Source organism: Streptomyces capparidis, assembly GCF_054782095.1.
This window is the reverse complement of the sequence record NZ_BAAGTD010000001.1, coordinates 35,383-60,861: the sequence shown is the minus strand read 5'-3', so window position 1 is coordinate 60,861 and position 25,479 is coordinate 35,383. Positions and strand designations below refer to the sequence as shown.

The window sequence follows — 25,479 nt, the reverse complement described above, 5'->3', positions numbered from 1 at the left end:
CCCGGGCGGGCGCGGGTCAGGCCAGCGTGGTGACGTCCAGCTCGCCTTCGGCGTAGCTCTTCCTGATCGTCTTCTTGTCGAACTTGCCGACGGACGTCTTGGGGACGGCGGGCACCACGGCCCAGCGCTCCGGGAGCTGCCACTTGGGGACGCGCTCGGCGAGGAAGGCGCGCAGCGCGTCGAAGTCCGCCCGCGCCCCCTCCTTCAGCACGACGGTGGCCAGCGGCCGCTCGTCCCACCGCTCGTCGGGGACGGCGACGACCGCGGCCTCGGCCACGTCCGGGTGGGCCATCAGGTGGTTCTCCAGCTCCACGGAGGAGATCCACTCGCCGCCCGACTTGATCACGTCCTTGGCCCGGTCGGTGAGCACCAGGTAGCCGTCGGGGCTGATGCTGCCGATGTCGCCGGTGCGCAGCCAGCCGTCGCGGAACTTGTCCTCGGGGCGCTCGGGTTCCCGGCCCGCGCCGCCGTGGTACGCCGCGGCGATCCACGGGCCGCGCACCTCGAGCTCGCCCACCGACTGCCCGTCGTGCGGCATGGCCTCCCCGTTCGGGCCGACCAGCCGCGCCTCCACGCCCGCGGGGAAGCGGCCCTGCTTGGCGCGGTACTCCCACTCGGTGTCCTCGTCCAGGCCGACGGGCGGGTGGGAGACGCAGCCGAGCGGGGAGGTCTCCGTCATGCCCCAGGCGTGGGTGAGCCGCATGCCGTGGCGCTCTTCGAACGCCTTCATCAGCGTGGGCGGGCAGGCGGAGCCGCCGACGATGACCTCGCGGACGGAGGAGGTGTCGCGGGGGCGGGCGTCGAGTTCGGCGAGCAGCGCCGTCCAGATGGTGGGGACGGCGCCGGCGACGGTGGGCCGCTCCCGCTCGATCATGTCGGCCAGCGGCGCCGGCTGGAGGAACCGGTCGGGCATCACCTGGGAGGCGCCCGCCATGAACGCGGCGTACGGCAGCCCCCACGCGTTCACGTGGAACATGGGCACCACCGGCAGCAGCCGGTCGCGCCAGCTCAGGCCGAAGGACTCCGCGGCGTTGACGTGCATCGCGTGCAAGTACATCGAGCGGTGGCTGTACACCACGCCCTTGGGCTCGCCGGTGGTGCCGGAGGTATAGCACATGGCACCGGCGGTGCGCTCGTCGAGCTCGGGCCAGGGGTACTCGACGGGGCGGCCGGCCAGCAGTTCCTCGTAGTCGTGCACGTCCTGGCGGCAGTCGCCGAGCACCGAGCGGTCGCCCGGGCCGACGACCACGATGTGCCGGACGGTCTCCAGGTGCGGCAGCACCGAGGCGAGCAGCGGCAGCAGGGTGCCGTTGACGAGGATCACCCGGTCGGCGGCGTGGTTGGCGATCCAGGTGAGCTGGTTCTGGGGCAGCCGCAGGTTCAGGGTGTGCAGGACGCCGCCCATGGACGGGACCGCGAGGTACGCCTCCAGGTGCTCGGCGTTGTTCCACATCAGCGTTCCCGTGACCGCGCCCTCGCCGGCGCCGAGGTCCCGCAGGGCGTGCGCCAGCCGGGCCGCCCTGGCGCCGATCTCCTGGTAGGTGCGGCGCCGCGGCTCGGCCCCGGTCCAGGTGGTCACCTCGGCGGCGCCGTGCACGGTCGCACCGTGCCGGAGCACGCGTGAGATCAGCAGCGGGACTTCTTGCATGGTGTGGTGCACGGCTACCTCCCGAGGTGAGGTGGGTGTCGCGGGTGATTCTCACGTAGTGGGACGCACGGTGTCACCACCTGCGGCCCCGCTTTCCGCCGGTCGGGGCGGCGGGGACGGCGCGGTCGCCGCGAGCCCGGCGGGGACGGGCGCCGCGGGGGCGCGGCGGACCCACAGCGCGGCGCCCGCCAGGAGCACCGCGGTGGCCGGCAGCCACGCCGGGGCCCCGCCCGCCAGCGCGCCCGCGCCGAGCCCGGCCAGGGCGCCCGCCGCCTGGAGGCACAGCGACTGCACGGACAGCGCGGTGGCGCGCACCGCGCCGGGGACGCGGTGGTGCAGCAGGTCGTTGCCGTTGGGGGAGGCGGCGCCCAGGCCGACGTAGACCAGGGCGTAGCCGGCGGCGGCGAGGGCCAGCGCGGCCGGGCCGGCCCACGGCGCGGTCACGGCGAGCAGCACCAGGCCCGCCCCGGCCACGGCCAGGCTCACCAGGACCGCGCGCTCCCCGCCGCGCGCGGCCCTGGCCAGCCATGGCGCGCCGTGGCTGCCCGCGGCCGTGCAGGCGAACCCGGCGCAGGCCAGCGACGCGTACAGCAGCGCCCCCGAGTCGGTGCCGCCGGTGACGTCCGCGGCCCGCATGGGGGAGAGCAGCTCGACGGTGGCCAGGGCCGCGCCCATCGCGCCCGCGGTGAGCAGCAGCCTGCGGACCAGGGTGTCCGTGCCGCCCAGGCGCAGGCCGTCCCGCACGGTGCCGGGGACCCCGCGCAGCACGCCGCGCAGCGTCGCCGGGGGGCGGGGCGGCTCGGGCAGGGCCGTCAGCACGTACCCGGTGTACGCCGCGGCGACGGCCGCGCCGAGCAGCACCGGCAGCGACAGCGGCAGGACCAGCCCCGAGGTGGCCGCGGCGAGCCGGGCGCCCGGGTCGGCGCCGAGGCCGAGCAGCCAGGGCAGGCCGCCGCCGGCCAGGGTGCCCAGCGCCAGGGCGGCGGCGGAGGCGGTGCCGGAGCGGGCCAGGCCGCGGCGCAGCTCCGCGCCGGGGCCGGAGTGGGCGTGCACGGTGTCCACGTACCACGCCTCCGCGGGCCCGCTGGACAGGGCGCGGCCGCAGGCCAGCAGCAGCTTCGCGGCGACCAGCGGCGCGAGGGAGGTGCCCAGGGCGAGCAGCGCCAGGCCGCCCGCGGTGAGCAGCCCGGCGGCGGCCAGCACCACCCGGCGGCCGATCACGTCGGACAGGCCGCCGGTGGGCAGCTCCAGGGCGGCGACGGTGCAGGAGTAGACGGCGAACAGGGCGGAGACGGCCGCCGGGCTCATCCCGCGCTCGGTGAGCAGCAGCACGTTCGCCGGTATGTAGAGGCCGACCGGCAGCCAGAACAGGAAGGTGACGGCGGTGAACCTGCGGCGGGCGGCGTCCGGGGTCAGCGGCGCACCGGTCACGACGCCGCCCCGCCCGGCTCGTCCGCGCCGGGGTCGTCCGCGCCGGGGTCGTGCGGGGCGGGGTCGTGCGGGGCGGGGTCGTGCGGGGCGGTGGGGTCGTGCGGGGCGAGCGGCAGGGCGGCGTGGAAGAGGACGGTCTGCCGGGCGCGCGGGTCGCCCTCGTCGCGGGCGGCGAGCGCGTCCACCGTGCGGTCGATGACCTCCCACAGCTCGGCGACGGACTCGGGCGTGAGGTGGGCGAGCCGGTCGGCGAGGTTCGACGGCTCCACCCACTCCGGGCCCAGTCGCCCGGAGGCCAGGTCCCGCCGGTGCCGCTCGACGGAGCGGGCGAGGTTGTCGAGCTGCACGCTCCGGGTGACGTCGAGGAAGGCGCGGCTGTCCGGGGCGGCCTCCATCGCCGTGTTGCTCCAGGCCGTCACCTCGTGCACCGCCCGCCACCGGCGCTCCCGGGCGTCGCGGTGCTCGGCCTCGGCGACGAACGCGTACTTCGCCAGCACCCGCAGGTGGTAGCTGGTGGACGCGGACGACTCCCCGGTGGCGGTGGCCAGCTCACTGGCGGTCGCGGGCCCGTCCCTGCGGAGCAGGCCGAGCAGCCGGATGCGCAGGGGGTGGGTGAGGGCCTTCAGTGCCGCCGCGTCCCGCTCGGGGTCGAGGACGCGCCTGCGTGCTTCGCTGACCATGGCGGGAGGGTAGGCGCCGGCGGACCGTTCGCAAAACTATTTTTGCAGAACTTGTTCGGGGAAGCGGAGGCGCGGGGTCGCGGGATCGCGAGGGGCGCGAGATCTGCGAGGGGCGCGAGCGCGGCGGAGGGCGCCGTCCTTCAGGGTGGGCCGCCCCCCTGAGGCCCTCACGCCGCGGTGCGGTCCGCCGGGTCCGGGAGGCGCGGGGAGGAGCCGGGGCGGCGGAGGTGGGGGTCGTGGCGGAGTTTGGTGAGGGCGCGGGAGACGGCGCTCTTCACCGTGCCGACGCTGGTGCCCATGACCGCGGCGGTCTGGGCCTCGGTGAGGTCCTCGTAGTAGCGCAGCACCACCATCGCCTGCTGGCGCGGCGGCAGGCGGCGCACCGCCCGCCACACCGCGTCCCGCAGGGCGTGCTGCTCGGCGGAGTCGGGGCCGGGGTGCGGGCGCTCGGGCAGTTCGTCGGTGGCGTACTCGTCCACCCTGCGGCGGCGCCACTCGGAGGTGCGGGTGTTGACCAGCACCCGGCGCACATAGCCCTCGACCGCGTTCTTGTCGTCGATGCGGTCCCACGCCTGGTACGTCTTGGCGAGGGCCGTCTGGAGCAGGTCCTCGGCGTCGGCGGGGTTGGGGGTGAGCGACCGCGCGGTGCGCAGCAGCACTGTCTTCCTGGCCTGCACATAGTCACTGAAGGCACAGACCTCGCCGGCCGGGGAGGAGGCCGGGGACGCCGTGCCGCACCACGCGGTACTCATGGCGCCAACGCTATGCAGCGCGCCGAGGGGCCGGGATCGGCCGCAGGTGCCGACCCGGGTACATCTCAGGGTGGAGCCGGGTGCGACCACGGTATCCCTGGGGGATGACGGCACCCGGGGGGCGGCTCAGGGGTGGGCCCCGGGGGGGTCACGGGGAGACCACCGCCACGGGGGCGTCGACGATGTTGCGGTCGATGACCAGGGTGTGGCCGCCGTGGCGCTCGCGGACGTTGCCCCGGTACTGGTGGGCGCGGCGGTGCGGGTGCCACTCGGCGGCGCGCAGGACCGGGTCGGTGAGGACGGCGCGGTTGTTCCAGCGGGCGAACCAGACCGCGTCCGGCAGGTACGTCGTCTTCTTGCGCCTGGCCTCGGCGAGCTGCCGCACGGCCGAGGTGGAGTTGCCGTACACGCCCGCGAGGTAGCCGTGGGAGCGCACGGTGCGGGACCACCGCCGGGTGAAGGCGAGCACGGCGCGGGAGCAGGCGGCGTTGCGGATGTCGTAGTGCTCGATGTCGAGATAGAGGGCGCTGCCCTTGGCCATGCCCAGGGCGCGGGCGCGGCGCACCGCGTCCTGCCCCTCGCGCAGGCCGTGGCGGTAGGGGTGCTTGGCGTCGATGGGGAACCTCCGCTTGGCCTTGGCGTACACGCACGGGGCCTGAGAGCCGAGGTACAGCGGCAGCAGGCGCCAGCCCGCCCGGTCGGCGGCGCGCACCCAGGAGCGGGTGAGCCTCGGCTGCGCGCAGGCGCGGGCCCGGCCGCCCATGTACACGCCGACGGCCCGGTAGCGGCTGGCCTTCCGCCAGGCGGTCAGCGTGGCCAGGGACGGGGCCGTGCAGGTGTCGAACGCCAAGCCGCGGAAGTGCCGGGCGGCGGCGGGCGCGGCCGGGACACCGCCCGGCGCGCTCCCGGGCGGTGCCGCGGTGGCCGCGGCGGGCGCCACCGGGGTGGCGGCGGCGGGGGTGAGCAGGCAGGCGATCAGGACGAGGAGGGCACCCGGGGTGAGCAGGACAGTACTACGAGTAGTCATTCCGTCAGATTAAGTGACAGTGAGTGATGACGGGGTGAGGCTCGCCCGCGCCCGGCGCGCGGGGTGCGCGCCCGGCGCGTCAGGGGGCCGCGCTGAGCACCAGCGCGGACGTCGGCACGCCCGTCCCCGCCGTCACCAGCACGTGCTCCACCTCCGGCACCTGGTTCACCGAGGTGCCCCGCACCAGGCGCACCGCCTCCGCGATCCCGTTCATCCCGTGCAGGTACGCCTCCCCCAACTGCCCGCCGTGGGTGTTCAGCGGCAGCCGGTCCTCGGCGACGAACGCCGCCGCCTCGCCGCGCCCGCAGAAGCCGTACTCCTCCAGTTGCATCAGCACGTACGGGGTGAAGTGGTCGTACAGGACGGCCGCGGACATCTCCCGGGCGCCCATGCCGCAGGACCGCCACAAGTTGCGGGCGGTGACGCCCGCCTCGGGCAGCCCCGCGAGGTCGCCCCGGTAGTAGTTCGTCATCTGCTCCTGCCCGCGCGCCGCGCCCTGCGCCGCCGCGGTGACCAGCGCGGGCGGGTGCCGCAGTGCCGCGGCCCGCTCCGCCGTGGTGACGACCAGGGCCTGCCCGCCGTCCGTCTCCTGGCAGCAGTCCAGCAGCCGCAGCGGCTCCACGATCCAGCGCGACGCGGCGTGGTCGGCGAGCGTGATCGGGCGGCCGTGGAAGTGGGCGGCGGGGTTGCGGGCGGCGTGGCGGCGCGCGGTGACCGCCACATGGCCGAACGCCTCCGGGGTGAGGCCGTGGGCGTGCAGGTAGCGGCGGGCGGTCATGGCCACCCACGACGCCGGGGTGAGCAGCCCGAACGGCAACCCCCAGCCGAGCGCGACACCCTCCGCGGACGGCTCCCGGTGCCGCACCCCGGCCCCGAAGCGGTGCCCCGAGCGCTCGTTGAACGCCCGGTAGCACACGACGACCTCGGCGGCGCCCGCCGCCACCGCGAGCGCGGCCTGCGCCACGGTGGCGCAGGCCGCGCCCCCGCCGTAGTGCACCCGGGAGAAGAACGCCAGCTCCCCGATCCCCGCGGCCTGGGCGACGGTGATCTCCGGGTTGGTGTCCATGGTGAACGTGACCATGCCGTCCACGTCGCCGGGGGCCAGCCCGGCGTCGTCCAGCGCCGCCCGCACCGCCTCCACGGCGAGGGACAGCTCGCTGCGGCCCGAGTCCTTGGAGAACGCGGTGGCGCCGATCCCGGCCACGGCCGCCCGGCCGCCCGCGCCCCTCACCGCTCCCCCAGCCGCAGCCGGACCGTGCCGGTGACGTGGTCGCCGAGCCGGTTGGCGCCGGTGACCGCGACCTCGGCCCGCGCGCCGTCCACCGCGGTGACCCGGCCGGTGAGGACCATCTCGTCGCCCGGGTGGTTGGGGGCGCCCAGGCGGATGGCGATGCCGAGCAGCTCGGCGTCCGGGCCCGCCCAGTCGGTGACGAAGCGGCCGACCAGGCCGTTGGTGGTCAGGATGTTCATGAAGATGTCCGGTGCGCCCTTGGCCCTGGCCAGCTCCGGGTCGTGGTGGACGTCCTGGTAGTCCCGGGAGGCGATGGCGCCCGCGACGATCAGGGTGCGGGTGACCGGGACCCGCAGCACGGGCAGGGCCAGGCCGGGGGCGACGGTGGCGGGGGTGGGGGGCGCGGCGGGTGGCGGTGGGGGCGGGGGCGGCTCGGGCGGGCGGGGGCGCGGGGCCCCGGACGGCCGGAACAGCGGCAGGGTCAGCTCCTCGTCCACCCGCCGGAACTCCAGCTCCACGGGCATGCCGACGACGACCTCCTCCGGCGGCACGTCCACCACGTTGCTCAGCACCCGCACGCCCTCGGCGAGCTCCACCAGGGCGACCACGCACGGCGGTGGGATGCCGGGCGGCGCGGGGTGGTGCACGACGATGTGCGAGTACACCGTGCCGCGCCCGCTCACGGCGAACGGCTCCCAGTCGCCGCTGCCGCAGTCGTTGCAGCCGGGCAGCCAGGGGAAGCGCGGCGCCTGACAGGCGCGGCAGCGCTGGACGAGCAGCCGGTGGGCGGCGACGCCGTCCCAGAAGCCCTGGTTGTCCCGGTTGACCACGGGCCTGGGGCGCCTGGCGTCCGGCCGCCCCGCCGCCGCCCGGCCGCGCCCGGCGGGGCGGTACTTCAGGATGCGGAAGCGGTGCGTGCCCGCGAGTCGCCCGTCCACCTCGACGTCGGTGCGGGTGGTGACGAAGTGGCCCGCGCCGAGGGCGGTCTCCTTGCGGGCGGAGACGGACTCGACGACCTCCCGGTAGGCGACGCGGTCGCCGGGGCGCAGCGGGCGGGCGTAGGTCTGCTCGCAGTCGGTGGCGACGACGGCGGCGCAGCCCTCGGCGTCGAGCCGGCCGAGGAGCTCGTCGTAGGCCCCGGCGCGGGCGGTCCTTCCGGACAGGCCGGCCATGAGCCACGCCTGGAGCATGGCCGGGGGCGCGACGATCCCGCCGAAGTGGGTCCGCGCCGCGCGCTCGGGGTCGGTGTAGACGGGGTTGGCGTCGCCCATGGCCTCGCACCAGTGCCGGATCATGGGCTCGTTGACCGGGTCCTTCCCGATCCCGGAGGCGGCGGGCTCGCCCTGGTAGGAGTCGAGGGTGCGGGTGGTCGGCATTTTCTGACTGTCCGTCAGTTGCCGGAGGGGTGTCAAGGGGTGTCCGCGGCGGGGGATGGCGGTTGGCACTTCCCGGGTTTTGTCCACAGGCGGCGTCCACAGGGTGTGGACAAGTGTTCGATAAGGGTGGGGTGGGCTGGGGCGCTTGGTTGTCCACAGGCTGTGGAAACTCCGGGCGGAGTGGGCGGGGAGTTCGCGGGGCGGGGTGGGGTGCGACGGAGCGGAGCGGCCGAGGAGGGGCGGCAGCCCGGTCGCGGGGCGGCCTCGGCCTCCCGGGCGTCGCGGCACTGACCCGATGTCAGCGCCCTGCCGCCGGCGGTCCGCCCCCGGCGGGGACACGGGCGAGCGCCACCCGCGCAACCGCCCGGCACCCCGCAGACCCATCCCGCCAAGCGCGGGCGCGGCCCCGATCCGCCGCAGGCCGCCCTCACGTCCCGCCCCGCCGGTCCGCCCCGGGGCCCGCGAGCCGTCCCCTCAGCCCGCGTTCGACAGGTGTCTGCCCCTGCGCAGGGCGTCCACGCGGCGTTCCACCGCGCGCAGGGCGCGGTCGGAGGTGCCGGGGACCTTTCGGCGCAGGTCCAGCATCTGCGGGCCCAGGCGCAGCGCGGCCTCCTGGTCGGTGAGGCGCTGCCAGACGTGGTGGGCGTTGTCCACCGCGCTCACCGCGTCGGGGTGGTCCGCCGGGTGCCAGGCCAGGCGGCCCTGGGCGGCGATGATCCAGCGTTCGGCGGCGCGGGTGAGCTGCCCGGACTCGAAGGCGATCTGCGCCTGCGCCTCGATGACGTGCACCATCTCCATCGACTGCGGGCCGTGGGAGCGCAGCGCGTACTGCTCCCACCCCGCGGCGAGCGCCGCGGCCTCGCTGAACCGCTTGGCCCGCAGCGCCTCCCCGATGGCCGCCCTGGGATCGTGCGCCGGGGGCGCGGCGGGGGGCGGCGCGGGGCGGGCGGCCGCCGCCTTCGACACGGCGGGCGCCGAGCCCAGCTCCTCCGCGGAGAAGCCCGCGCCCTGCGTGACCGGGAACCCGGTGGGCAGGGGCGGCGGGGGCGGCGGGGTGAAGCCCGCGGGAACCTGCGGCGGCGCCACCGGCGGGGACGGGGGCGCGGACGGCGGGGCGGGCGCGGGCACCGGCTCCCGCACCGGCTCCCGCACCGGCTCAGGGGGCAGCTCCGGCGGCTCCGCTCCCGGCGAGGCCGCCACCGGAGGAGCCGCGGCCGGAGCGGCCGGCACCCGGGGCGCCGCGGGAGCGGTAGCGGGCGCAGGCGCAGGCGCAGGCACGGGAGAGGCAGCGGGAGCGGGAGCGGCCGCAGGCACGGGAGCAGCCGCCGCCACCGGTGGCACCGAAGGCAGCTCCGGCGGCAGCCCGCCCGGCTCCAGCAGCACCGCGGCCGTCCCCAGGCCGCTCTGCCCCGCCGCGTGCAGGCGGGCCATCTCCGGCCGGGTGGCGCAGTCCCGCAGCAGCCCGGCCAGCGCCCGGGTGTAGCCGGGGGCGTCGCCGTCCCCGCGGCCCGGCGCGCACACCGCGCCCCACAGCGGCAGGTCCCGCACCAGCTCCACCGGATCGAGGCGCGCCCACGCCTCCTTGTCGGCGACCAGGTCGGCGATCACGGTGGTGCTGCCGGGTCTGCGTCCGCGCAGTTCGACGGCGAGCCAGTCCCAGGGCAGGGCGGTGTACCGGACCGTGTGCGCGGTGGTGTTGGCCAGCGCCAGGTGGGGGCGGTGCTGCTTGCGGTCGACGGTGAGCCGCCCGGCCAGGTAGACCAGCAGCGGGCCGGGGGTCTCCGCGGCCGTGCGCAGATGCGTCAGCAGCGCCTGCGGCTCGGCCGGGTCGACCACCCGCACCACGTCCACCGGCGCCTTCGTCCCCACCAGCACCGAGGGCGGCACCGCGGCGAGGCCCGCCAGGGACGGCGCGGGCGGCTCGGCGCCCCTGCGCCGCCTGCCCGCCCCCGCAACGGATATCAGCAGCGCACAGCCTCGGCCGCCGCCCTCTCCTGTCACCCGGCTGATCCCCATGGCAGCACCGTATCCGGCGCACCGTGTCCCCGTCCCGGGGTGGCGGGTGGCCCGGACCGGGCACGAAGGGTGCGGGCGGAGCGGGCCGGCGCGCCGGTGACCGCTTCGCCGCCGCCGGGCGCGTCACCGCCGGGGGCGGCGGTCACCTCGTCGGTGAGCGGCGCCGGGGCGAAGGCGCCGCCGGCCCGGGGCGGGGTCATACCTGTTCGATCATGGAGCGCAGCAGCTCGGGGGTGCGCTCCGGGGGTTCGCTGTCCGCCATCAGCCGTTCCATCGCGCGGGCGTACAGGCCGACCTCCTCCTTCTTGTCCAGGTACATCGCCCCGGTGAGCTGTTCCAGGTAGACGACGTCCGGCAGGTCGCCCTCGGGGAAGTACAGGATGCTGAACGCCCCGCACTCCGCGGCGTGGCCGCCGAACCGGAACGGCATGATCTGCACGGTCACATTGGGCCGCTCGGCCGCCTCGGCGATCCACCGCAACTGGCCGCGCATCACCTCGGAGCCGCCGAGCGGGCGGCGCAGCGCGGACTCGTCCAGCACCGCGACGATGCTGGGCGCCCGCTCGGACACCAGCACCTTCTGGCGCTCCATCCGCAGGGCGACGCGGCGCTCCACCTCCTCGGGGGAGTCCGAAGGCCGGCCCACGGAGATGACGGCGCGGGCGTACTCCTCGGTCTGGAGCAGTCCCGGGACGTACTGCACCTCGTAGGTGTGGATCTCGGCGGCGGCCTCCTCCAGGCCCACATAGGTCTGGAACCAGGCGGGCAGGACATCGCCGTACGAGTGCCACCAGCCGCCGCTGCTGGCCTGGCGGGCGAGGCCCAGCAGGGCGGCGCGCTCGGTGTCGTCGGTGACCCCGTACAGGCTCAGCAGATCCGCTACGTCCCGGTCCTTGAAGCTCACACGGCCCAACTCCATACGGCTGATCTTCGATTCGGATGCACGGATGTGATACCCGGCCTCCTCTCGGGAGATGCCTTTGGACTCGCGCAGACGTCGCAACTGGGAGCCCAGCAGGATGCGACGCACCGTTGAGCTGCTGTTCTGGTGCAAGGTGCTCATCGTGGACCTCCGCCGCCGGCCGTTGCGAAGTCTGCCACTTGCCCCTACATCCTGGGCACAGGTGATGACGGTCTTTTTACCGGCTGTTACCGCCGGTTAGCAGGCGAGGCCCAGGTCAGCGGGGTGGGGCTGACGACGGCAATGGCTGGAAGCGGTCGGCGCGCGGGCTCTGGGCGCACCACCGGCGCACTCCGCGGAGCACTGGATTCCGCAAACGCGCGACGGCCGCCGGCCGGGGGTCACCCGGTGTCCGGCGGCCGTCGGGACCGGTTCACATCTCCTTGAGGATGGAGTGCAGCAGCTTGACCGCCTGCTCGGGCTGGAGGCTGTCCACGCACAGCCGCTCCATGGCCTGGCTGTACTGGTCCACGTCCTCGCGCTTGTCCAGGTAGAGCGCGCTGGTGAGCTGCTCCAGGTAGACCACGTCCGGCAGATCCTGCTCGGGGAAGCGCAGGATGGTGAAGGCGCCGCCCTCGGCGGAGTGCCCGCCGAACTGGAACGGCATCACCTGGATGGTGACGCCGGGCTGGTCCGCCGCCTCGATCAGCCGCTCGATCTGGCCGCGCATCACCTTGCGCCCGCCCAAGGCGCGGCGCAGCGCCGCCTCGTCGATGACCGCCCACAGCCGGGGCGCCCGCTCGGAGACGAGCAGCTTCTGACGCTGCATCCGCAGCGCGACGCGGCGCTCGATGTCCTCCGGCGACGCGGAGGGCTGGCCGAGCCGGGTGACGGTGCGGGCGTAGTCCTCGCTCTGGAGCAGGCCGGGGACGAACTGCACCTCGTAGGTGCGGATGAGTGCCGCCGCCTCCTCCAGGCCCACGTACGTCTGGAACCAGTTGGGCAGCACGTCCGTATAGGAGTGCCACCACCCCGCCGCGTTGGCCTCGCGGGCCAGGCCGAGCAGCGCCGCGCGCTCGGTCTCGTCGGTGACGCCGTAGAGCGTCAGCAGATCCGCGACATCGCGCTCCTTGAAGCTCACTCGACCGAGCTCCATGCGGCTGATCTTGGACTCGGACCCGCGGATGGAGTAGCCCGCGTCCTCGCGCGTGATGCCCTTCGACTCTCGCAGTCTTCTCAGCTGGGAGCCGAGAAGGATGCGGCGCACCATCGATCCGCCGCCACCGCTGGGCTGAACCGTGCTCATCCTTGCGTTCCTCCTCTCTCCAGCTCCCTCGTGACTCACGACAGTGTGCCACTCGAACGCTCCTCTGAGTACGTGCACGGGACGATGAGAGTGACGATGCACAGTCTGCTGCACACCCCGCTGCACGTGCACGCTGCACGTGCATATGCCAACCCGCCGCTTGCACGGGAATCCGCTCTTGCATCAGCAGGAGGCATTGTGGAGGATGGTGCACGTGCACTTGCACGATCACTTGCGATCACACGGGGTGCCGCACATGGGGACTGGTGGCTCAGTGGTACTCGAGCCCTTATGGGAAGAGCTGCTCGCGACCGAGGAGCTCACGTCGTCCAGTGCGGTCTCGTGCGAGTACGCACTCCCACCGCGGTACGAAGCCGTCAAGGACGCCCGTGACTTCGCGTTGACGACGCTCCGGCGGTGGAACCTGGCGGAGCTGTTCGACTCGGTCTCGCTGGTGGCTTCCGAACTCGTGACCAACGCGCTGCGCCACGGCCTGTCGGCCGAGTCCGCCCGATGGGACTCACCCATACAACTGTGTCTGGTGCGCCGCGCCTCGCGCGTGCTGTGCGTGGTGCGCGACCCGAGCAGCAAGGGTCCGGTCTCCAAGGAGCCCGACTTCATATCCGAGTCGGGTCGCGGACTGCATCTGGTGGACTGCTTCAGTGACACCTGGGGCTGGCACCCCCTCGGGAGTCACGGAAAGATCGTCTGGGCTCTGTTCCAGTCGCAGAGCGAAGGTTTCGGTACCACGGGGCGACGTCACGTCGCCCTGTGAATCGGGGGAGTGGCCACCCGTTCCCCCGTCCGCCCCGCAACGGACGGACGGGGGAACGGGCGGGCTGCGCGCGCCCCCTTCTTTCCCGGCGGCCCCTTTCCCGGGCCCCGTCGCGGGCTGCGTTCGCGGGCTCCCCGGTCCGGCCGGGTGACGCGGCGTCGGCCGGTGTACGCCGCGCCGGGACGTCACCGCGCACACCGGCCGTTCGGGATTTCGGCCACGCCCGCCCGGAATCCGGCCGCGCCCGCTCCCGCGCCCTTGCGGAATCCGCCGCGGGTGTGACGCTGTGTTCACCACCGTACGGCGGCGGGGCCGCCGAACCGGACACCGCCCTGCCGGACGTGAACGCCGTCCACGAGCGGAGCGGGCCGTCCCGGTATTCGCCGCGTTACCCCGGTCGCCGCTTTCCCGTGCGCCTCTATTCACGGCACACGACTCACCACCGGTGCCGGACCGCGTCCGAAGCGGGCTTTGCGCGGGTATTACGGGCGGTCTTTCCGGGCTGTCGCGGGCGGCGGTATTTTGTCCGGCCCGCGTTCGTCCGGACGTCAGGTGCCGTTGGTGACGCCGGTGCCGACGGGGCCCCAGGGCGCCGATTGCCCACGCATTGCCGACCGGAATGGCACGGCGGGCCCGGCCGCCCGCTGCCCCGGGCAGGCCGTTCGCGCGCGCCGTGCGGACGAGTCCGGGGAAGGCGTCGTCCAGGGTTCGCCTTCCCCGGGGGAGGGCTGTTCGGCCACGTGGTCGGCGCCGGCCCCTGCACCGCCGCCGATCAGGGCCGTCACCGGATCACTACTGGATCAGCCCGTCGAACTCGCCGTCCTTGACACCCAGGATGAGTGCCTCGATCTCAGCGCGTGTGTAGATCAGCGCCGGCCCGTCGGGGTGGCGGGAATTGCGCACCGCCACATCCCCTCCAGGAAGTTTCGCCATCTCCACACAATTGCCCTGTGAGTTGCTCCTGCGGCTCTTCTGCCAGACGACCCCCCGGAGGTCCGTGGCGGTCATGCCGTTGTACGTATGGCGCATGAATGTCTCCCGGGGCAGTGCGGTGCTGATTGTCCATCACCAGGGCTGATGATACCTCCGTGCACGTGCACCGGCATGTGCGTGTGCGCGTGCACGTGCCTTCACCTGGAGTAGCGGAATTTCTCAGGAATACATACGCACACGAGCTGCGGAAGGTTGTCCCGGGGCGCGATTTGTTTCTGAACGGGTGCAGAAGGGAGAGATCGGGCGCCCCTCCCGGGCGAGCTCCGACACGGAGCGTGAGCACGGGAGGACTATTTGATGCGGCCGGTACCGCAGTCGCTCAAGTTAGTGCAGAGGCAGGAAAGAACAGGGTGGCGAATACCACAGTGTGAGGTAGCAAGCGCGTTCCCCGAACGGCGGGCGGGGGGTGTTCCGGCCCTCCCGGGCCCTCTCCGCCCCGAGCGCGAAAAGGCGGTGGGAGGGCGGATCACCGCCCTCCCACCGCCGTCGTACTCGCCCGGCGCGAGCCGTTCCGCGCCGCGCCGGCCGCCACCCGTTCGGGCGGCGGCAGCCCTACGCGTGCTCGGCCGGGATCCGCCCGAGCCGTCCGGCCTGGAAGTCCTCGAAGGCCTGGGCGAGTTCCGCCTTGTTGTTCATCACGAACGGGCCGTACTGGACCATCGGCTCGCGGATCGGCCGCCCACCGAGCAGGATCACCTCGAACCCGCTGGTGCGCGAGTCCTGCGCGCGGTCCGCCCGGATCGTCACCGAGCCGCCCTTGCCGAACACCACGGCCTGGCCCATCCGGAACGGACGGCCCTCCGCGCCCGCGGTGCCGCTGCCCGCCAGCGCGTACGCCAGGGCGTTGAAGTCCTCCCGCCACGGAAGGGTGACCTCGGCGCCGGGGCTGACGGTCGCGTGCACCAGGGTGATCGGGGTGTGCGTCGCACCGGGGCCCGCCTGGCCGCCGAGCTCGCCGGCGATCAGCCGGAGCAGCGCCCCGCCGTCGGGCGTGGTGAGCAGGGCGACCCGGCCGCCGCCGATGTCCTGGTAGCGCGGCGCGGTCATCTTGTCGGCGCGCGGCAGGTTCACCCACAACTGGATGCCGTGGAAGAGGCCGCCGCTCATGACGAGCTCCTCCGGCGGCGCCTCGATGTGCAGGATGCCGCCGCCCGCGGTCATCCACTGGGTGTCGCCGCCGTTCAGCACCCCGCCGCCGCCCGCGGAGTCGCGGTGCACGAACGAGCCGTCGAGCAGGTACGTCACGGTCTCGAAGCCCCGGTGCGGGTGCCAGGGGGTGCCCTTGGGCTCACCGGGCGCGTACTCCACCTCGCCCATCTGGTCCATGAGGATGAACGGGTCCAGGTGGCGGTGGTGGATGCCGTGGAAGGCGCGCCGCACCGGGAAGCCCTCGCCCTCGAAGCCGCTGGGCGCGGTGTTGACGCCGAGCACGGGGCGGGGGGCCGCGGTGCCGGGCTCGGGCACGGCGACACGGGGCAGGGGCAACGGGTTGTCCACGGTCACGGCGGGCATCGGGGCCTCCTCAGTTTGTTCAACGTTCAACTTACTTGCTCGCAGAACAACGGGCAAGGAGGAGAACATTCCCGGCGGTAGGGGCGCGGGAGGCGGGCCGCGAGGATGGAGGCGGCGCGGGCGCGCCCGGAGGCACGAAACGCGGGGCACGGCCGGTGCGGGGCCGGGAGGGGTGGTGCGGGCCCGCGGGGCAGGGTGCGGTACGCGCGCAGGCCGGAAGGGCCGGGGTCGGCCGGAGGCGGACCGCGTCAGCCGGGGACAGGCGTCAGCCGGGGACAGGCGTCAGCCGTACATCCGCCGCATCGTGAAGTCGACCATCTGCTCCACCGCCTTGGCGTCGAACACCATCCGGTGGTCGCCCTCCATGTCCAGCACGAAGCCGTACCCCGTGGGCAGCAGGTCCAGCACCTCGGCCCCGGTGATCACGAAGTACTTGGAGTCCTTGCCCGCGTAGCGGCGCAACTGCTTCAGCGAGGTGAACATCGGGATCACCGGCTGCTGGGTGTTGTGCAGGGCCAGGAATCCGGGGCGCTCCCCGCGCGGGCAGTACACCCGCGACGAGGCGAAGATCGACTGGAAGTCCTCCGCCGACATCGACCCGGTGGTGAAGGCGCGCACCGCGTCCGCGAGCGAGGGGCTGGACGGCTCCGGGTAAAGGGGCTGGTCCGGGTAGGCGCCGTCGGCGGCCGGGGGCTGGTACGCCGCGCCGGTACCGCCGCTCGCACTCTGCTCGTAGCCGTACACGCCGTACAGCGTAACCAGTTCCGGGACCGTCCCGGAGCGGCCCGGGTGAGATCCGCCTCAGGGTTGACGAGCGGTAACCGCTTGATTTGGGTTACCGGCGGGTAGCATCATGGAGAGACTACCGACCGGTAAAAAGATCGCCCCCCACTCGATCACCGCATCAGCGCACACCGGGATCACTGCCTGGGAACGGAGACCTGCTGTCATGGGCCACTACAAGTCGAATCTCCGCGACCTGGAGTTCAACCTCTTCGAGGTACTCGGACGCGACAAGCTCTACGGCTCCGGCATCTTCGCCGAGATGGACGTGGACACCGCCCGCAGCATCCTCGGCGAGATCGAGCGCCTGGCCACCAACGAGCTGGCGGAGTCGTTCGCCGAGGCGGACCGCACCCCGCCGGTGTTCGACCCCGAGACGAACACGGCCCCGCTCCCGGAGTGCTTCAAGAAGACCTACCGGACCTACATGGACGCCGAGTGGTGGCGCCTCGGGATCCCAGAGGAGATCGGCGGCACCACCGTCCCCCACTCGCTGAAGTGGGCCGGCGCCGAGATGATCCTGGGGGCGAACCCCGCGCTGTGGATGTACGCCTCCGGCCCCTCCTTCGCCGCGGTCATCACGCAGGAGGGCACCGAGGAGCAGCGCAAGATCGCCACGCAGATGGTGGAGAAGGGCTGGGGCTCCACCATGGTCCTCACCGAGCCCGACGCGGGTTCGGACGTGGGCGCGGGCCGCGCCAAGGCCGTGCGCCAGGAGGACGGCAGTTGGCACATCGAGGGCGTCAAGCGCTTCATCACCTCCGGTGAGCACGACCTGTCGGACAACATCGTCCACTTCGTGCTGGCCCGCCCCGAGGGCCACGGCCCGGGCACCAAGGGCCTGTCGCTGTTCATCGTCCCCAAGTACCTCTTCGACTGGGACAGCGGCGAGCTCGGCGAGCGCAACGGCGTGTACGCCACGAACGTCGAGAAGAAGATGGGCCTGAAGATCTCCAACACCTGCGAGATGACCTTCGGCGCCAAGCACCCGGCCAAGGGCTGGCTGCTCGGCGAGAAGCACGACGGCATCCGGCAGATGTTCAAGATCATCGAGTACGCGCGGATGATGGTCGGCACGAAGGCCATCGCCACCCTGTCCACGGGCTACCTCAACGCGCTGGAGTACGCCAAGGAGCGTGTGCAGGGCGCGGACCTGACCCAGTCCACCGACAAGACCGCGCCCCGGGTCACCATCACCCACCACCCGGACGTGCGCCGCTCGCTGATGTTCCAGAAGGCGTACGCCGAGGGGCTGCGCGCCCTGGTGCTGTACACCGCGTCGGTGCAGGACGAGGTGCAGGCCAAGGAGGCCGCGGGCGAGGACGCCTCCGCGGTGGACCGGCTCAACGACCTGCTGCTGCCGATCGTGAAGGGCTACGGCTCGGAGAAGTCCTACGAGCTGCTCGCCCAGTCCCTCCAGACCCTGGGCGGCTCCGGGTACCTCCAGGAGTACCCGATCGAGCAGTACATCCGGGACTCCAAGATCGACACCCTCTACGAGGGCACCACGGCCATCCAGGGCCAGGACTTCTTCTTCCGCAAGATCGTGCGGGACCAGGGCCAGGCCCTGAACGCGCTGTCGGAGGAGATCAAGAAGTTCCTGGGCGCGGAGACCGGCGGTTCCGACCTCGCCCACGAGCGCGGGCTGCTCGCGCAGGCGGCGGTGGACCTCGAGGCCATGGTCGGCGTGATGATCAAGGACCTGGTGTCCACCGAGGAGGATGTCAAGAACATCTACAAGGTGGGCCAGAACACCACCCGGCTGCTGATGGCCAGCGGTGACGTGGTGGTCGGCTACCTGCTGCTGCGCCAGGCCGCGGTCGCGCTGGAGAAGCTGCCCACCGCTTCGGTGAAGGACAAGGCGTTCTACACCGGCAAGGTGGCGGCCGCCCAGTTCTTCGCCCGCAACGTGCTGCCGCTGGTCGCCACCCAGCGCGCGCTGACCGAGGCGGTGGACAACTCCCTGATGGAGCTTCCGGAGGAGGCGTTCTGACCCGGCCGCTTCCCGGTTCCCGCGAGCGGTGACCGGCCGCGGGACCGTACGGCCGAGGAGCCGGTCCCAGGGGTGATCCGTCCGCGCCGGACCCCCGCCCCCGCCGAGAGGGGGCGGGGGTCCGGCGTTCGCGTCCCTGCGTCCCCGCGGCCCCGCCGGTCCCCTAGATTGGCCTTCCGGACAGCCAGGACGGACACGACAAGCCGCGAGCGCCGCGACGCCGGGGACCGCCCGGGGCGGCGGGAGACGGGATCACCGAGGCGGCCCCCGGGGCCGCAGGGAAGCAGGGAGCGCCCATGCCCACAGCCTTCGACCGGAGCCACACCGACGACCTGATCACCTTCCTCCAGTCCAGTCCCTCCCCCTACCACGCCGTGGCGAGCGCGGCCGAGCGCCTGGAGAAGGCCGGGTTCCGCCAGGTGGCGGAGACGGACGCGTGGAGCGGGGAGAGCGGCGGCCGGTACGTGGTGCGCGGCGGCGCGATCATCGCCTGGTTCGTGCCCGAGGGCATCGCGCCGTCCACCCCGTTCCGCGTGGTGGGCGCGCACACCGACTCCCCCAACCTGCGGGTCAAGCCGATCCCGGACACCGGTGCCGAGGGCTGGCGCCAGATCGCCGTGGAGATCTACGGCGGCCCGCTGCTGAACTCCTGGCTGGACCGCGACCTCGGCCTGTCGGGGCGTCTGGTGCTGCGGGACGGCTCCACCCGGCTGGTGCACGTCAACCGGCCGCTGCTGCGGGTGCCCCAGTTGGCCATCCACCTGGACCGCGCCGTCAACGAGGGCCTGAAGCTGGACAAGCAGCGCCACCTCACCCCGGTGTGGGGCCTGGGCCGGGCCGAGGAGGGCGCCCTGGTCGCGTTCGCCGCGGGCGAGGCCGGGGTGGCCGCGGACCTGGTCACCGGGTGGGACCTGATGCTGCACGACGTCCAGCCGCCCGCCTACCTGGGCCGGGACAACGAGCTGCTGGCCGCGCCCCGCCTGGACAACCTGCTGTCCGTGCACGCGGGCACCGCCGCGCTGGCCGCGGTCGCGGGCGGGGAGGCGCCGGTGCACATCCCGGTGCTGGCCGCGTTCGACCACGAGGAGAACGGCAGCCAGTCGGACACCGGGGCCCAGGGGCCGCTGCTCGGCACGGTGCTCGACCGGTCGGTCGCCTCCCGCGGCGGCACGTTCGAGGACCGGGCCAGGGCGCTGGCCGGAACGCAGTGCCTGTCCTGCGACATGGGCCACGCGGTGCACCCGAACTACAGCGAGCGCCACGAGCCGGGCCACCACCCGGTGCCCAACCGCGGGCCGATCCTGAAGGTGAACGTCAACCAGCGCTACGCCACCGACGGCACGGGCCGGGCGGTCTTCGCCGACGCGTGCGAGCGGGCGGGCGTGCCCTGGCAGACGTTCGTCTCGAACAACTCCATGCCGTGCGGCACCACCATCGGGCCGATCACCGCGGCCCGGCTCGGCATCAGCACGGTGGACGTGGGCGTGGCCGCGCTTTCCATGCACTCGGCCCGCGAGCTGTGCGGGGCCGACGACCCGTTCCTGCTGGCGAGCGCGGTGAAGGCGTTCTACGAGGGCTGACGGGCCGGGGCGCGCGCCGGCTCCGCCGACGGCGGCTCAGCCCGCGCTGCGGGCCGCGGCGGCGGGCCGGGGACGGTGCGCGCCGCACCGCCGGGCGGTGGGGTGAAAGCCGCACCACCGCCCGTTCCGGCCCCATCCGGGCACATACCGCCGATGCCCACGGGTAGGCGAAGACCAGTCAGACACCGGAAACAGGCGGGAGATTGGTCATCATGGGCATCGGCGGTTGCATCCTTCTGATCGCGGTCGGGGCCATCCTCACGTTCGGGATGAACCTCGACATCCCCGGGGTCCATACCCAGCTCATCGGGGTGATCCTGATGGCGGTGGGCGCCATCGGGCTCGCCGCGTACGTGAGCATATTCAAGCGGCGGCACATCCAGCCCCCGGCGCCCGCGGCCCGCGTGGTCGAGGAGGACCACCGGATCACCTACTGACGGGCCCCCTGCTCAGCCCGCCTCGGGAACCCGGTCCAGGAACCCGTGGACGGTGTGGATGCGCCCGTCGGCGTCGGTGGCGATCACGTCGAAGCCGACCACCGGCGCCTCGCCCCCGCCGTCCGGGACCGCTTCCCAGGTGAAGCGCGCGATGTGGTGGTGGGCGTCCACCGGCCCCGCGCGCCTGATCGTGAAGCCGGGGAGCTGCGCCCTGACCTGCTCGACGACCGCGCCGAGCCCCTGCGGGCCGCGCACGTCGGCCAGCGGGTCGGTGTAGCGGGCGTCCTCGGTCAGCAGCGCGGCCAGGGCCGCGCCCCGGGCCGGCGCGTCCGGCTCGTTCCAGACGGCCAGGTAGCGGTCGACGACGGCGGTGAGGTCGATGTCGGTCATGGCGGGACTCCTTCTCGTGCATCGCTGCGGCGGGTGAGGACCGCGGTCCCCCGCGGCACACTCACCCTCGCACCGGGCGCGGAAGGGGTCGATTACGCCGGAGGTAATGCCCCGGCCCCGCTCCGACGGCCCCACCACCAGCAGGAGAGCCCTCACCGGCCCGGCCCCATCGGCTCAGCCCTCGGCGTCCTCGGCGTCCAGCCCGGCCAGCACCAGCGGCAGCCGCCGGGCGCCGCCCTCGGCGAGCCGCACCGGCACCCCCCAGTCCTGCTGGTGGACGTGGCACGCCGGGTACTCCACCGCCGGGTCGTCGTCGCAGGACGCGGCCATCGCGGACACGTGCAGCACGCCCTCGGCCGGCCCGTCCGCGGCCAGCACCAGCTCGCGGCGCAGCTCCGTGCCGGAGCCCGCGCCCGAGGCGAGCAGCTCCGGCGGGGTGGCGCTGACCAGCAGCCGGGTGGAAGGGCCGTAGCGCTCGTCGAGCTTCTGGCCCGCGGGCGGGCTGAAGACGACATCCAGGGCGAGCGGTCCCGGGGCGACCTCGGTGGCCGGGCGCCGGGTGCGGTGCGCCGCAGACTCCACGCGCACCGCCTCCTCCGGCAGGCGCAGCCGGGTCAGGCGGTGGCGGGCCGACTCCACCACCGCGATGTCCTCGCCCACCAGGACCGCGCCGGAGGGCTCGCGCAGATCGGTGGCGAGGGTGGTGACCTCGTCGGTGGCCGGGTCGTAGCGGCGCAGCGCGTGGTTGTAGGTGTCGCTGATCGCCACGGAGCCGTCGGGCAGCGCGGTGACGCCCAGCGGGTGCTGGAGGAGGGCCTGGTCGGCGGGCCCGTCGCGGTGCCCGAAGTCGAACAGGCCGGTGCCGACGGCGGTGCGCACGGCGAAGCCGCCGGCGTCCTCGTCCCACTCCACCCAGCGCAGCGCCGAGGTCTCCGAGTCGGCCACCCACAGCCGGTCCCCGGTCGCGGCAAGACCGGACGGCTGGGCGAACCACGCCTCGGCCACGGGCCCGTCCACCAGGCCCTCGTTGGTGGTGCCCGCCGCCGCCCGGACGGTCTCCGTGCCGGGGTCGTACGTCCACAACTGGTGCACCCCGGCCATGGCGATCCACAGTTGCCCGCCGAACCAGGCCAGGTCCCACGGCGAGGACAGGTCCACCTCGCGCGCGGGCCCGGAGGTGGCCGAGCCCTGCCACCACTGCCTGCCGGTGCCCGCGAGGGTGGTGACCTCGCCGGTGGCCGGGTCGTAGCGGCGCAGCGCGTGGTTGACGGTGTCGGCGACGGCGACCGTGCCGTCGGGCAGCAGCGCCAGCCCCTGCGGCTCGCTGAACAGCGCCTCCTCGCCGACGCCGTCGGCGAGGCCGCGCCGTCCGCCGCCGATGCGGCGCAGCACGGTCTCGCCGTCCGCGTCGAGTTCGACCAGCGAGTGCCGGGTGGAGTCGGAGACCAGGAAGGTGCCGCCGGGCAGGGCCAGCGCCTTGCCGGGGAAGCGCAGCGCGGTCGGCTGCGGCTCCGGCGGCACGTACGGGCCCTCGCCGCGGCGCAGGGTGCCCTTGGCGGCGTGCTCGGCCTCCAGCTCGGCGACCAGGGCCTCGATGGCGTGGGCGTGGCCCTCGCCGGCGTGCTGGGCGACGACGTAGCCCTCGGGGTCGATGACGACGAGGGTGGGCCAGGCCCGCACCGCGTACTGCTTCCAGGTGACCAGGTCCGGGTCGTCCAGCACGGGGTGGTGCACCTCGTACCGCTCGACGGCGTCCACGACGGCCCGGTGGTCCGCCTCGTGCACGAACTTCGGGGAGTGCACGCCGATGACCACGAGGGTGTCGCGGTGCTTCTCCTCCAGCTCGCGCAGCTCGTCCAGGACATGCAGGCAGTTCACGCAGCAGAACGTCCAGAAGTCCAGCACGACGATGGAACCCCGCAGGTCGGCGAGGCGCGGCCGGCTGCCGCCGGTGTTGATCCATCCACCTCGGCCCACCAGCTCGGGGGCCCGGACACGTGCGCGCTTGGTCATGATCCAAGGTAACCCGCACGACCCGCCCGGCATTCCCCGGGTGGCGCGGCCGCCGCGGCGGCGCGGCCGGACGGCGGCGGCCCGCGGGTCGGGTCCGAGCACGGTGGCGCGGCCGCCGCCGGGGCGGAGCGGAAGTTCCACGAACCCCTGAAACCTCCGAGAGAACTAGGATCGCGGCGGGGCGGCCCGCGGGCCGCCCGGAGCCCGGAAGGAGCGCGCACCGTGGCCGACGGGTCCGCAGCGGCCGAGCACAAGGCACCGCCGTCCACCGAGGTGGGCACGCGGCGGATGAGCGCGCGGGTGCGGGCCGCGGTCCCCGCCCCCGCCTCCCCGGACGCCGGCGAGGGCGCCGCGGGCGGGCGCGGCGCGGGCGGGCGCGGCGCGTGAACTTCGAGCAGGTCTTCACCTACGCGTGGCACGACGAGCCCCGGGGCGGCACCTCGGTGATCTCCGTGGCGTACGAGGTCGTGGACAAACTCCAGGAGCGCCGCTGGCTGCTGCTCGCCGGGCTGCCCGGCTACAGCGAGCTGCTGCCGTTCCCCGGCGCGGCGGACGCCGCCGCGTTCGCGCGGGCGGTGCTGGAGCTGCCCGCGGCGGCCGGGGCGTACGAGCGGGAGTTCCTGGTCGGCCGGACGGAGACCAGGGCCATGGCCTGGGGCATCGCGGAGCAGTGGCACCACGCGACGCTGTGGGTCGGCCGGGACCCCGCCGACGGCCTGCGGCCCTACCTGGCCTACCAGTCCTGGGTGACCTTCCCCGGTCCGCCGCGCATGTTCGGTCAGGGGATCGACGTCTGCTGCGACGACATCGACCTGGACGTGGCGTGCGCCGAGGCCCGGGCGCTGCTCGCGGAGCTGGGCCGGGTGTCCTAGGGCCTGTCGTCAGCGCCTCGGCTCGGGCAGGCCGAGGACGCGGTCGCGCAGGACCGGGAAGGCGGCGCGGACCTTCGCCACCGCCTCGGGGTCGAGCTCGGCGCGCAGCACCTCCTCGCCGTCGCCCGCCTCGGCGAGCACCTCGCCCCACGGGTCCACGACCACGCTGTGCCCGGCCTGCTCCACCCCCGCGTGGGTGCCCGCGTCGCAGCAGGCCAGCACGTACGCCTGGCACTCCACGGCGCGGGCCCTGGCCAGCAGCAGCCAGTGCCCGCGGCGGCGCGCCGGCCAGCCCGCGGGGACGACGAGCAGCTCCGCGCCCGCGTCCGTCAGCAGCCGGAACTGCTCGGGGAACCGCAGGTCGTAGCAGGTGGCCAGGCCCCAGGTGCCGTACGGGGTGGGCACGGTGACGATGTCGCGGCCGCCGCCCATGGCGACCGCCTCCCCGGTGTCGAAGCCGAAGCGGTGGATCTTGCGGTAGACGGCGCGCCGCCCGCCGCCGGGGCCGAAGACCAGGGAGGTGTTGTACAGCCGCCCGTCGCGCGGATCGCGCTCCACGACGCTGCCCGCGTGCAGCCACACCCCGGCGTCGCGGGCCGCCGCCGCCATGGCCCGCGCGGTGGGCCCGTCCAGCGGCTCGGCCGCCTCCTCCCACGCGTCGTACGCGAACGCCCCGGCGTGCCACAGCTCGGGCAGCACCACCACGTCGGCGGCCGACTCGGCGCGCACCGCGGCCGCGGCCCGCTCCCGGCGCTCCGCCACCGGTTCCGCGGGGTGCACGGCGATCTGGAGCAGTGAAGCGCGCACGGTACCACCGCCGGGGAGTTGGCGAGCCTGGTTCGGCCCTACGATCGTCAGTCGAAAGCACTGCCACGCTACCCGTGCGCAGCGTAACTTAAGCCTCAGACCAGCGCGCTCCCAACCGTTCGAGGGGTCACGTGACCGTCCATCAGAATCTTCAGCCCTACATCGACGCCTGGACCCACTCCATAGAAGCCGTCTCCGAGCTGTGCGCGCCGCTCGCCGAGAGTGACTGGAACCGCGCGACCGCGTGCCCCGGCTGGTCGGTGCGCGATGTCGTCTCCCACATCATCGGCGTGGAGTGCGAGCTGCTCGGCGACCCCCGGCCGATCCACTCCCTCCCCCGCGACCTGCGGCACGTCGTGGACGAGGCGTCCCGCTACAACGAGGTCCCGGTGGACGTGCGCCGCTGCCACACCGGCCCGGAGATGACCGCGGAGCTGGAGTACGTCGTCATCCGGCGGGCCCGCCAGTTGCGCAACGAGAAGCGCGCGCCCGACGCCCCGGCCCGCGGCCTGATGGGCCGCGAGACCACGGTGGAGGAGCTGCTGCGCCGCCGGGTGGCGGACCTGTGGGTGCACGAGCAGGACCTGCGCCGGGCACTGGGCCGGCCGGGGAACCTGGACTCGCCCGGCGCCCTGATCACCCGGGACGTGTTCGTGGCCACGCTGCCGGAGGTCGTCGCCACCAGGGCGGGCGCGCCGCCGAAGTCCGCCGTGGTGTTCGACGTGCACGGCCCGGTGGAGTTCATGCGCACCGTACGGGTGGACCCGGACGGCAGGGGCCGGGTGGACGGCACGGTGTCGCTGGGGCCCACGGTCACGCTCACCATGGACTGGGAGACCTATGTGCTGCTCCAGGCCGGGCGGATCCGTCCGGCGCTGGCCCAGGTCAAGACGGAGGGGGACGAGGAGCTCGCGGGCGCGGTGCTGACGGCCATGGCCGTCACCCGCTGACCCGCC

23 protein-coding genes are annotated in these 25,479 nt (G+C 74.1%); 7 read left to right on the top strand and 16 right to left on the bottom strand.

The window, feature by feature from the left end:
* Positions 1–16: 16 nt before the first annotated feature.
* The 10 genes from ACYVO2_RS00275 to ACYVO2_RS00230 all read right to left on the bottom strand — a co-directional run bounded on the left by ACYVO2_RS00275 (position 17) and on the right by ACYVO2_RS00230 (position 12,368).
* Positions 17–1,660 (bottom strand): long-chain fatty acid--CoA ligase, encoded by a 1,644-nt coding sequence (locus ACYVO2_RS00275; RefSeq protein WP_461005433.1) that lies wholly within the window; start codon positions 1,658–1,660, stop codon positions 17–19.
* 39 nt (positions 1,661–1,699) lie between these two features.
* Positions 1,700–3,079 (bottom strand): MFS transporter, encoded by a 1,380-nt coding sequence (locus tag ACYVO2_RS00270; RefSeq protein WP_461005432.1) that lies wholly within the window; start codon positions 3,077–3,079, stop codon positions 1,700–1,702.
* Complete coding sequence (locus ACYVO2_RS00265) at positions 3,076–3,759, bottom strand: helix-turn-helix domain-containing protein (protein ID WP_461005431.1); 684 nt, start codon at positions 3,757–3,759, stop codon at positions 3,076–3,078. The genes ACYVO2_RS00270 and ACYVO2_RS00265 overlap by 4 nt, the downstream gene beginning before the upstream one ends.
* A gap of 167 nt (positions 3,760–3,926) precedes the next feature.
* On the bottom strand, positions 3,927–4,511 hold the full coding sequence (locus ACYVO2_RS00260; protein ID WP_461005430.1) for a SigE family RNA polymerase sigma factor: 585 nt from the start codon (positions 4,509–4,511) through the stop codon (positions 3,927–3,929).
* 148 nt (positions 4,512–4,659) lie between these two features.
* On the bottom strand, positions 4,660–5,538 hold the full coding sequence (locus ACYVO2_RS00255) for a glycoside hydrolase domain-containing protein (protein ID WP_461005429.1): 879 nt from the start codon (positions 5,536–5,538) through the stop codon (positions 4,660–4,662).
* Between the two features lie 79 nt (positions 5,539–5,617).
* Complete coding sequence (locus ACYVO2_RS00250) at positions 5,618–6,769, bottom strand: lipid-transfer protein (RefSeq protein WP_461005428.1); 1,152 nt, start codon at positions 6,767–6,769, stop codon at positions 5,618–5,620.
* Positions 6,766–8,145 (bottom strand): FAS1-like dehydratase domain-containing protein, encoded by a 1,380-nt coding sequence (locus tag ACYVO2_RS00245; RefSeq protein ID WP_461005427.1) that lies wholly within the window; start codon positions 8,143–8,145, stop codon positions 6,766–6,768. The genes ACYVO2_RS00250 and ACYVO2_RS00245 overlap by 4 nt, the downstream gene beginning before the upstream one ends.
* A gap of 474 nt (positions 8,146–8,619) precedes the next feature.
* The gene (locus ACYVO2_RS00240; protein WP_461005426.1) at positions 8,620–10,161 is read right to left on the bottom strand and encodes a hypothetical protein; all 1,542 of its coding nucleotides are present in this window, start codon (positions 10,159–10,161) and stop codon (positions 8,620–8,622) included.
* Positions 10,162–10,357: 196 nt separating this feature from the next.
* Positions 10,358–11,224, bottom strand: a complete 867-nt coding sequence (locus tag ACYVO2_RS00235; protein WP_461005425.1) for a helix-turn-helix domain-containing protein — start codon at positions 11,222–11,224, stop codon at positions 10,358–10,360.
* A 271-nt stretch (positions 11,225–11,495) separates the two neighbouring features.
* On the bottom strand, positions 11,496–12,368 hold the full coding sequence (locus ACYVO2_RS00230; RefSeq protein ID WP_461005424.1) for a helix-turn-helix domain-containing protein: 873 nt from the start codon (positions 12,366–12,368) through the stop codon (positions 11,496–11,498).
* 274 nt (positions 12,369–12,642) lie between these two features.
* Here ACYVO2_RS00230 and ACYVO2_RS00225 point away from each other — a divergent pair, with 274 nt between their 5' ends.
* A complete protein-coding gene (locus ACYVO2_RS00225; protein WP_461005423.1) occupies positions 12,643–13,143 on the top strand; it encodes an ATP-binding protein in 501 nt (166 codons plus the stop codon).
* A gap of 792 nt (positions 13,144–13,935) precedes the next feature.
* Here ACYVO2_RS00225 and ACYVO2_RS00220 read toward each other — a convergent pair.
* The 3 genes from ACYVO2_RS00220 to ACYVO2_RS00210 all read right to left on the bottom strand — a co-directional run bounded on the left by ACYVO2_RS00220 (position 13,936) and on the right by ACYVO2_RS00210 (position 16,392).
* Positions 13,936–14,172, bottom strand: coding sequence for a DUF397 domain-containing protein (locus tag ACYVO2_RS00220; protein WP_461005422.1), 237 nt, complete (start codon positions 14,170–14,172; stop codon positions 13,936–13,938).
* Between the two features lie 516 nt (positions 14,173–14,688).
* The gene (locus ACYVO2_RS00215) at positions 14,689–15,648 is read right to left on the bottom strand and encodes a pirin family protein (RefSeq protein ID WP_461005421.1); all 960 of its coding nucleotides are present in this window, start codon (positions 15,646–15,648) and stop codon (positions 14,689–14,691) included.
* Positions 15,649–15,930: 282 nt separating this feature from the next.
* A complete protein-coding gene (locus ACYVO2_RS00210) occupies positions 15,931–16,392 on the bottom strand; it encodes an SseB family protein (protein ID WP_461005420.1) in 462 nt (153 codons plus the stop codon).
* Positions 16,393–16,597: 205 nt separating this feature from the next.
* On the opposite strand from ACYVO2_RS00210, the gene ACYVO2_RS00205 reads away from it, so the two are divergent.
* The 3 genes from ACYVO2_RS00205 (at position 16,598) to ACYVO2_RS00195 (ending at position 20,441) form a co-directional block, all read left to right on the top strand.
* The gene (locus ACYVO2_RS00205; protein WP_461005419.1) at positions 16,598–18,424 is read left to right on the top strand and encodes an acyl-CoA dehydrogenase; all 1,827 of its coding nucleotides are present in this window, start codon (positions 16,598–16,600) and stop codon (positions 18,422–18,424) included.
* Between the two features lie 296 nt (positions 18,425–18,720).
* Positions 18,721–20,004 carry a M18 family aminopeptidase gene (locus ACYVO2_RS00200; protein ID WP_461005418.1) on the top strand — a complete coding sequence of 428 codons (1,284 nt, stop codon included), beginning with the start codon at positions 18,721–18,723 and terminating at the stop codon, positions 20,002–20,004.
* Positions 20,005–20,216: 212 nt separating this feature from the next.
* Positions 20,217–20,441 (top strand): hypothetical protein, encoded by a 225-nt coding sequence (locus ACYVO2_RS00195; RefSeq protein WP_461005417.1) that lies wholly within the window; start codon positions 20,217–20,219, stop codon positions 20,439–20,441.
* 12 nt (positions 20,442–20,453) lie between these two features.
* Here ACYVO2_RS00195 and ACYVO2_RS00190 read toward each other — a convergent pair whose 3' ends face one another.
* Positions 20,454–20,831 (bottom strand): nuclear transport factor 2 family protein, encoded by a 378-nt coding sequence (locus tag ACYVO2_RS00190; RefSeq protein WP_461005416.1) that lies wholly within the window; start codon positions 20,829–20,831, stop codon positions 20,454–20,456.
* 174 nt (positions 20,832–21,005) lie between these two features.
* Complete coding sequence (locus tag ACYVO2_RS00185) at positions 21,006–22,844, bottom strand: NHL domain-containing thioredoxin family protein (RefSeq protein ID WP_461005415.1); 1,839 nt, start codon at positions 22,842–22,844, stop codon at positions 21,006–21,008.
* A gap of 222 nt (positions 22,845–23,066) precedes the next feature.
* Here ACYVO2_RS00185 and ACYVO2_RS00180 point away from each other — a divergent pair, with 222 nt between their 5' ends.
* Both ACYVO2_RS00180 and ACYVO2_RS00175 read left to right on the top strand, forming a co-directional pair.
* Positions 23,067–23,231, top strand: a complete 165-nt coding sequence (locus tag ACYVO2_RS00180; RefSeq protein ID WP_461005414.1) for a hypothetical protein — start codon at positions 23,067–23,069, stop codon at positions 23,229–23,231.
* On the top strand, positions 23,228–23,716 hold the full coding sequence (locus tag ACYVO2_RS00175) for a hypothetical protein (protein ID WP_461005413.1): 489 nt from the start codon (positions 23,228–23,230) through the stop codon (positions 23,714–23,716). Before ACYVO2_RS00180 ends, ACYVO2_RS00175 begins: the two co-directional genes overlap by 4 nt.
* A gap of 9 nt (positions 23,717–23,725) precedes the next feature.
* Here the strand turns inward: ACYVO2_RS00175 and ACYVO2_RS00170 are convergent, their stop codons facing one another.
* Positions 23,726–24,523 carry a nitrilase-related carbon-nitrogen hydrolase gene (locus ACYVO2_RS00170; protein WP_461005412.1) on the bottom strand — a complete coding sequence of 266 codons (798 nt, stop codon included), beginning with the start codon at positions 24,521–24,523 and terminating at the stop codon, positions 23,726–23,728.
* A gap of 131 nt (positions 24,524–24,654) precedes the next feature.
* Here ACYVO2_RS00170 and ACYVO2_RS00165 point away from each other — a divergent pair, with 131 nt between their 5' ends.
* Positions 24,655–25,473, top strand: coding sequence for a maleylpyruvate isomerase family mycothiol-dependent enzyme (locus ACYVO2_RS00165; RefSeq protein WP_461005411.1), 819 nt, complete (start codon positions 24,655–24,657; stop codon positions 25,471–25,473).
* The last annotated feature ends 6 nt before the right edge of the window (positions 25,474–25,479 follow it).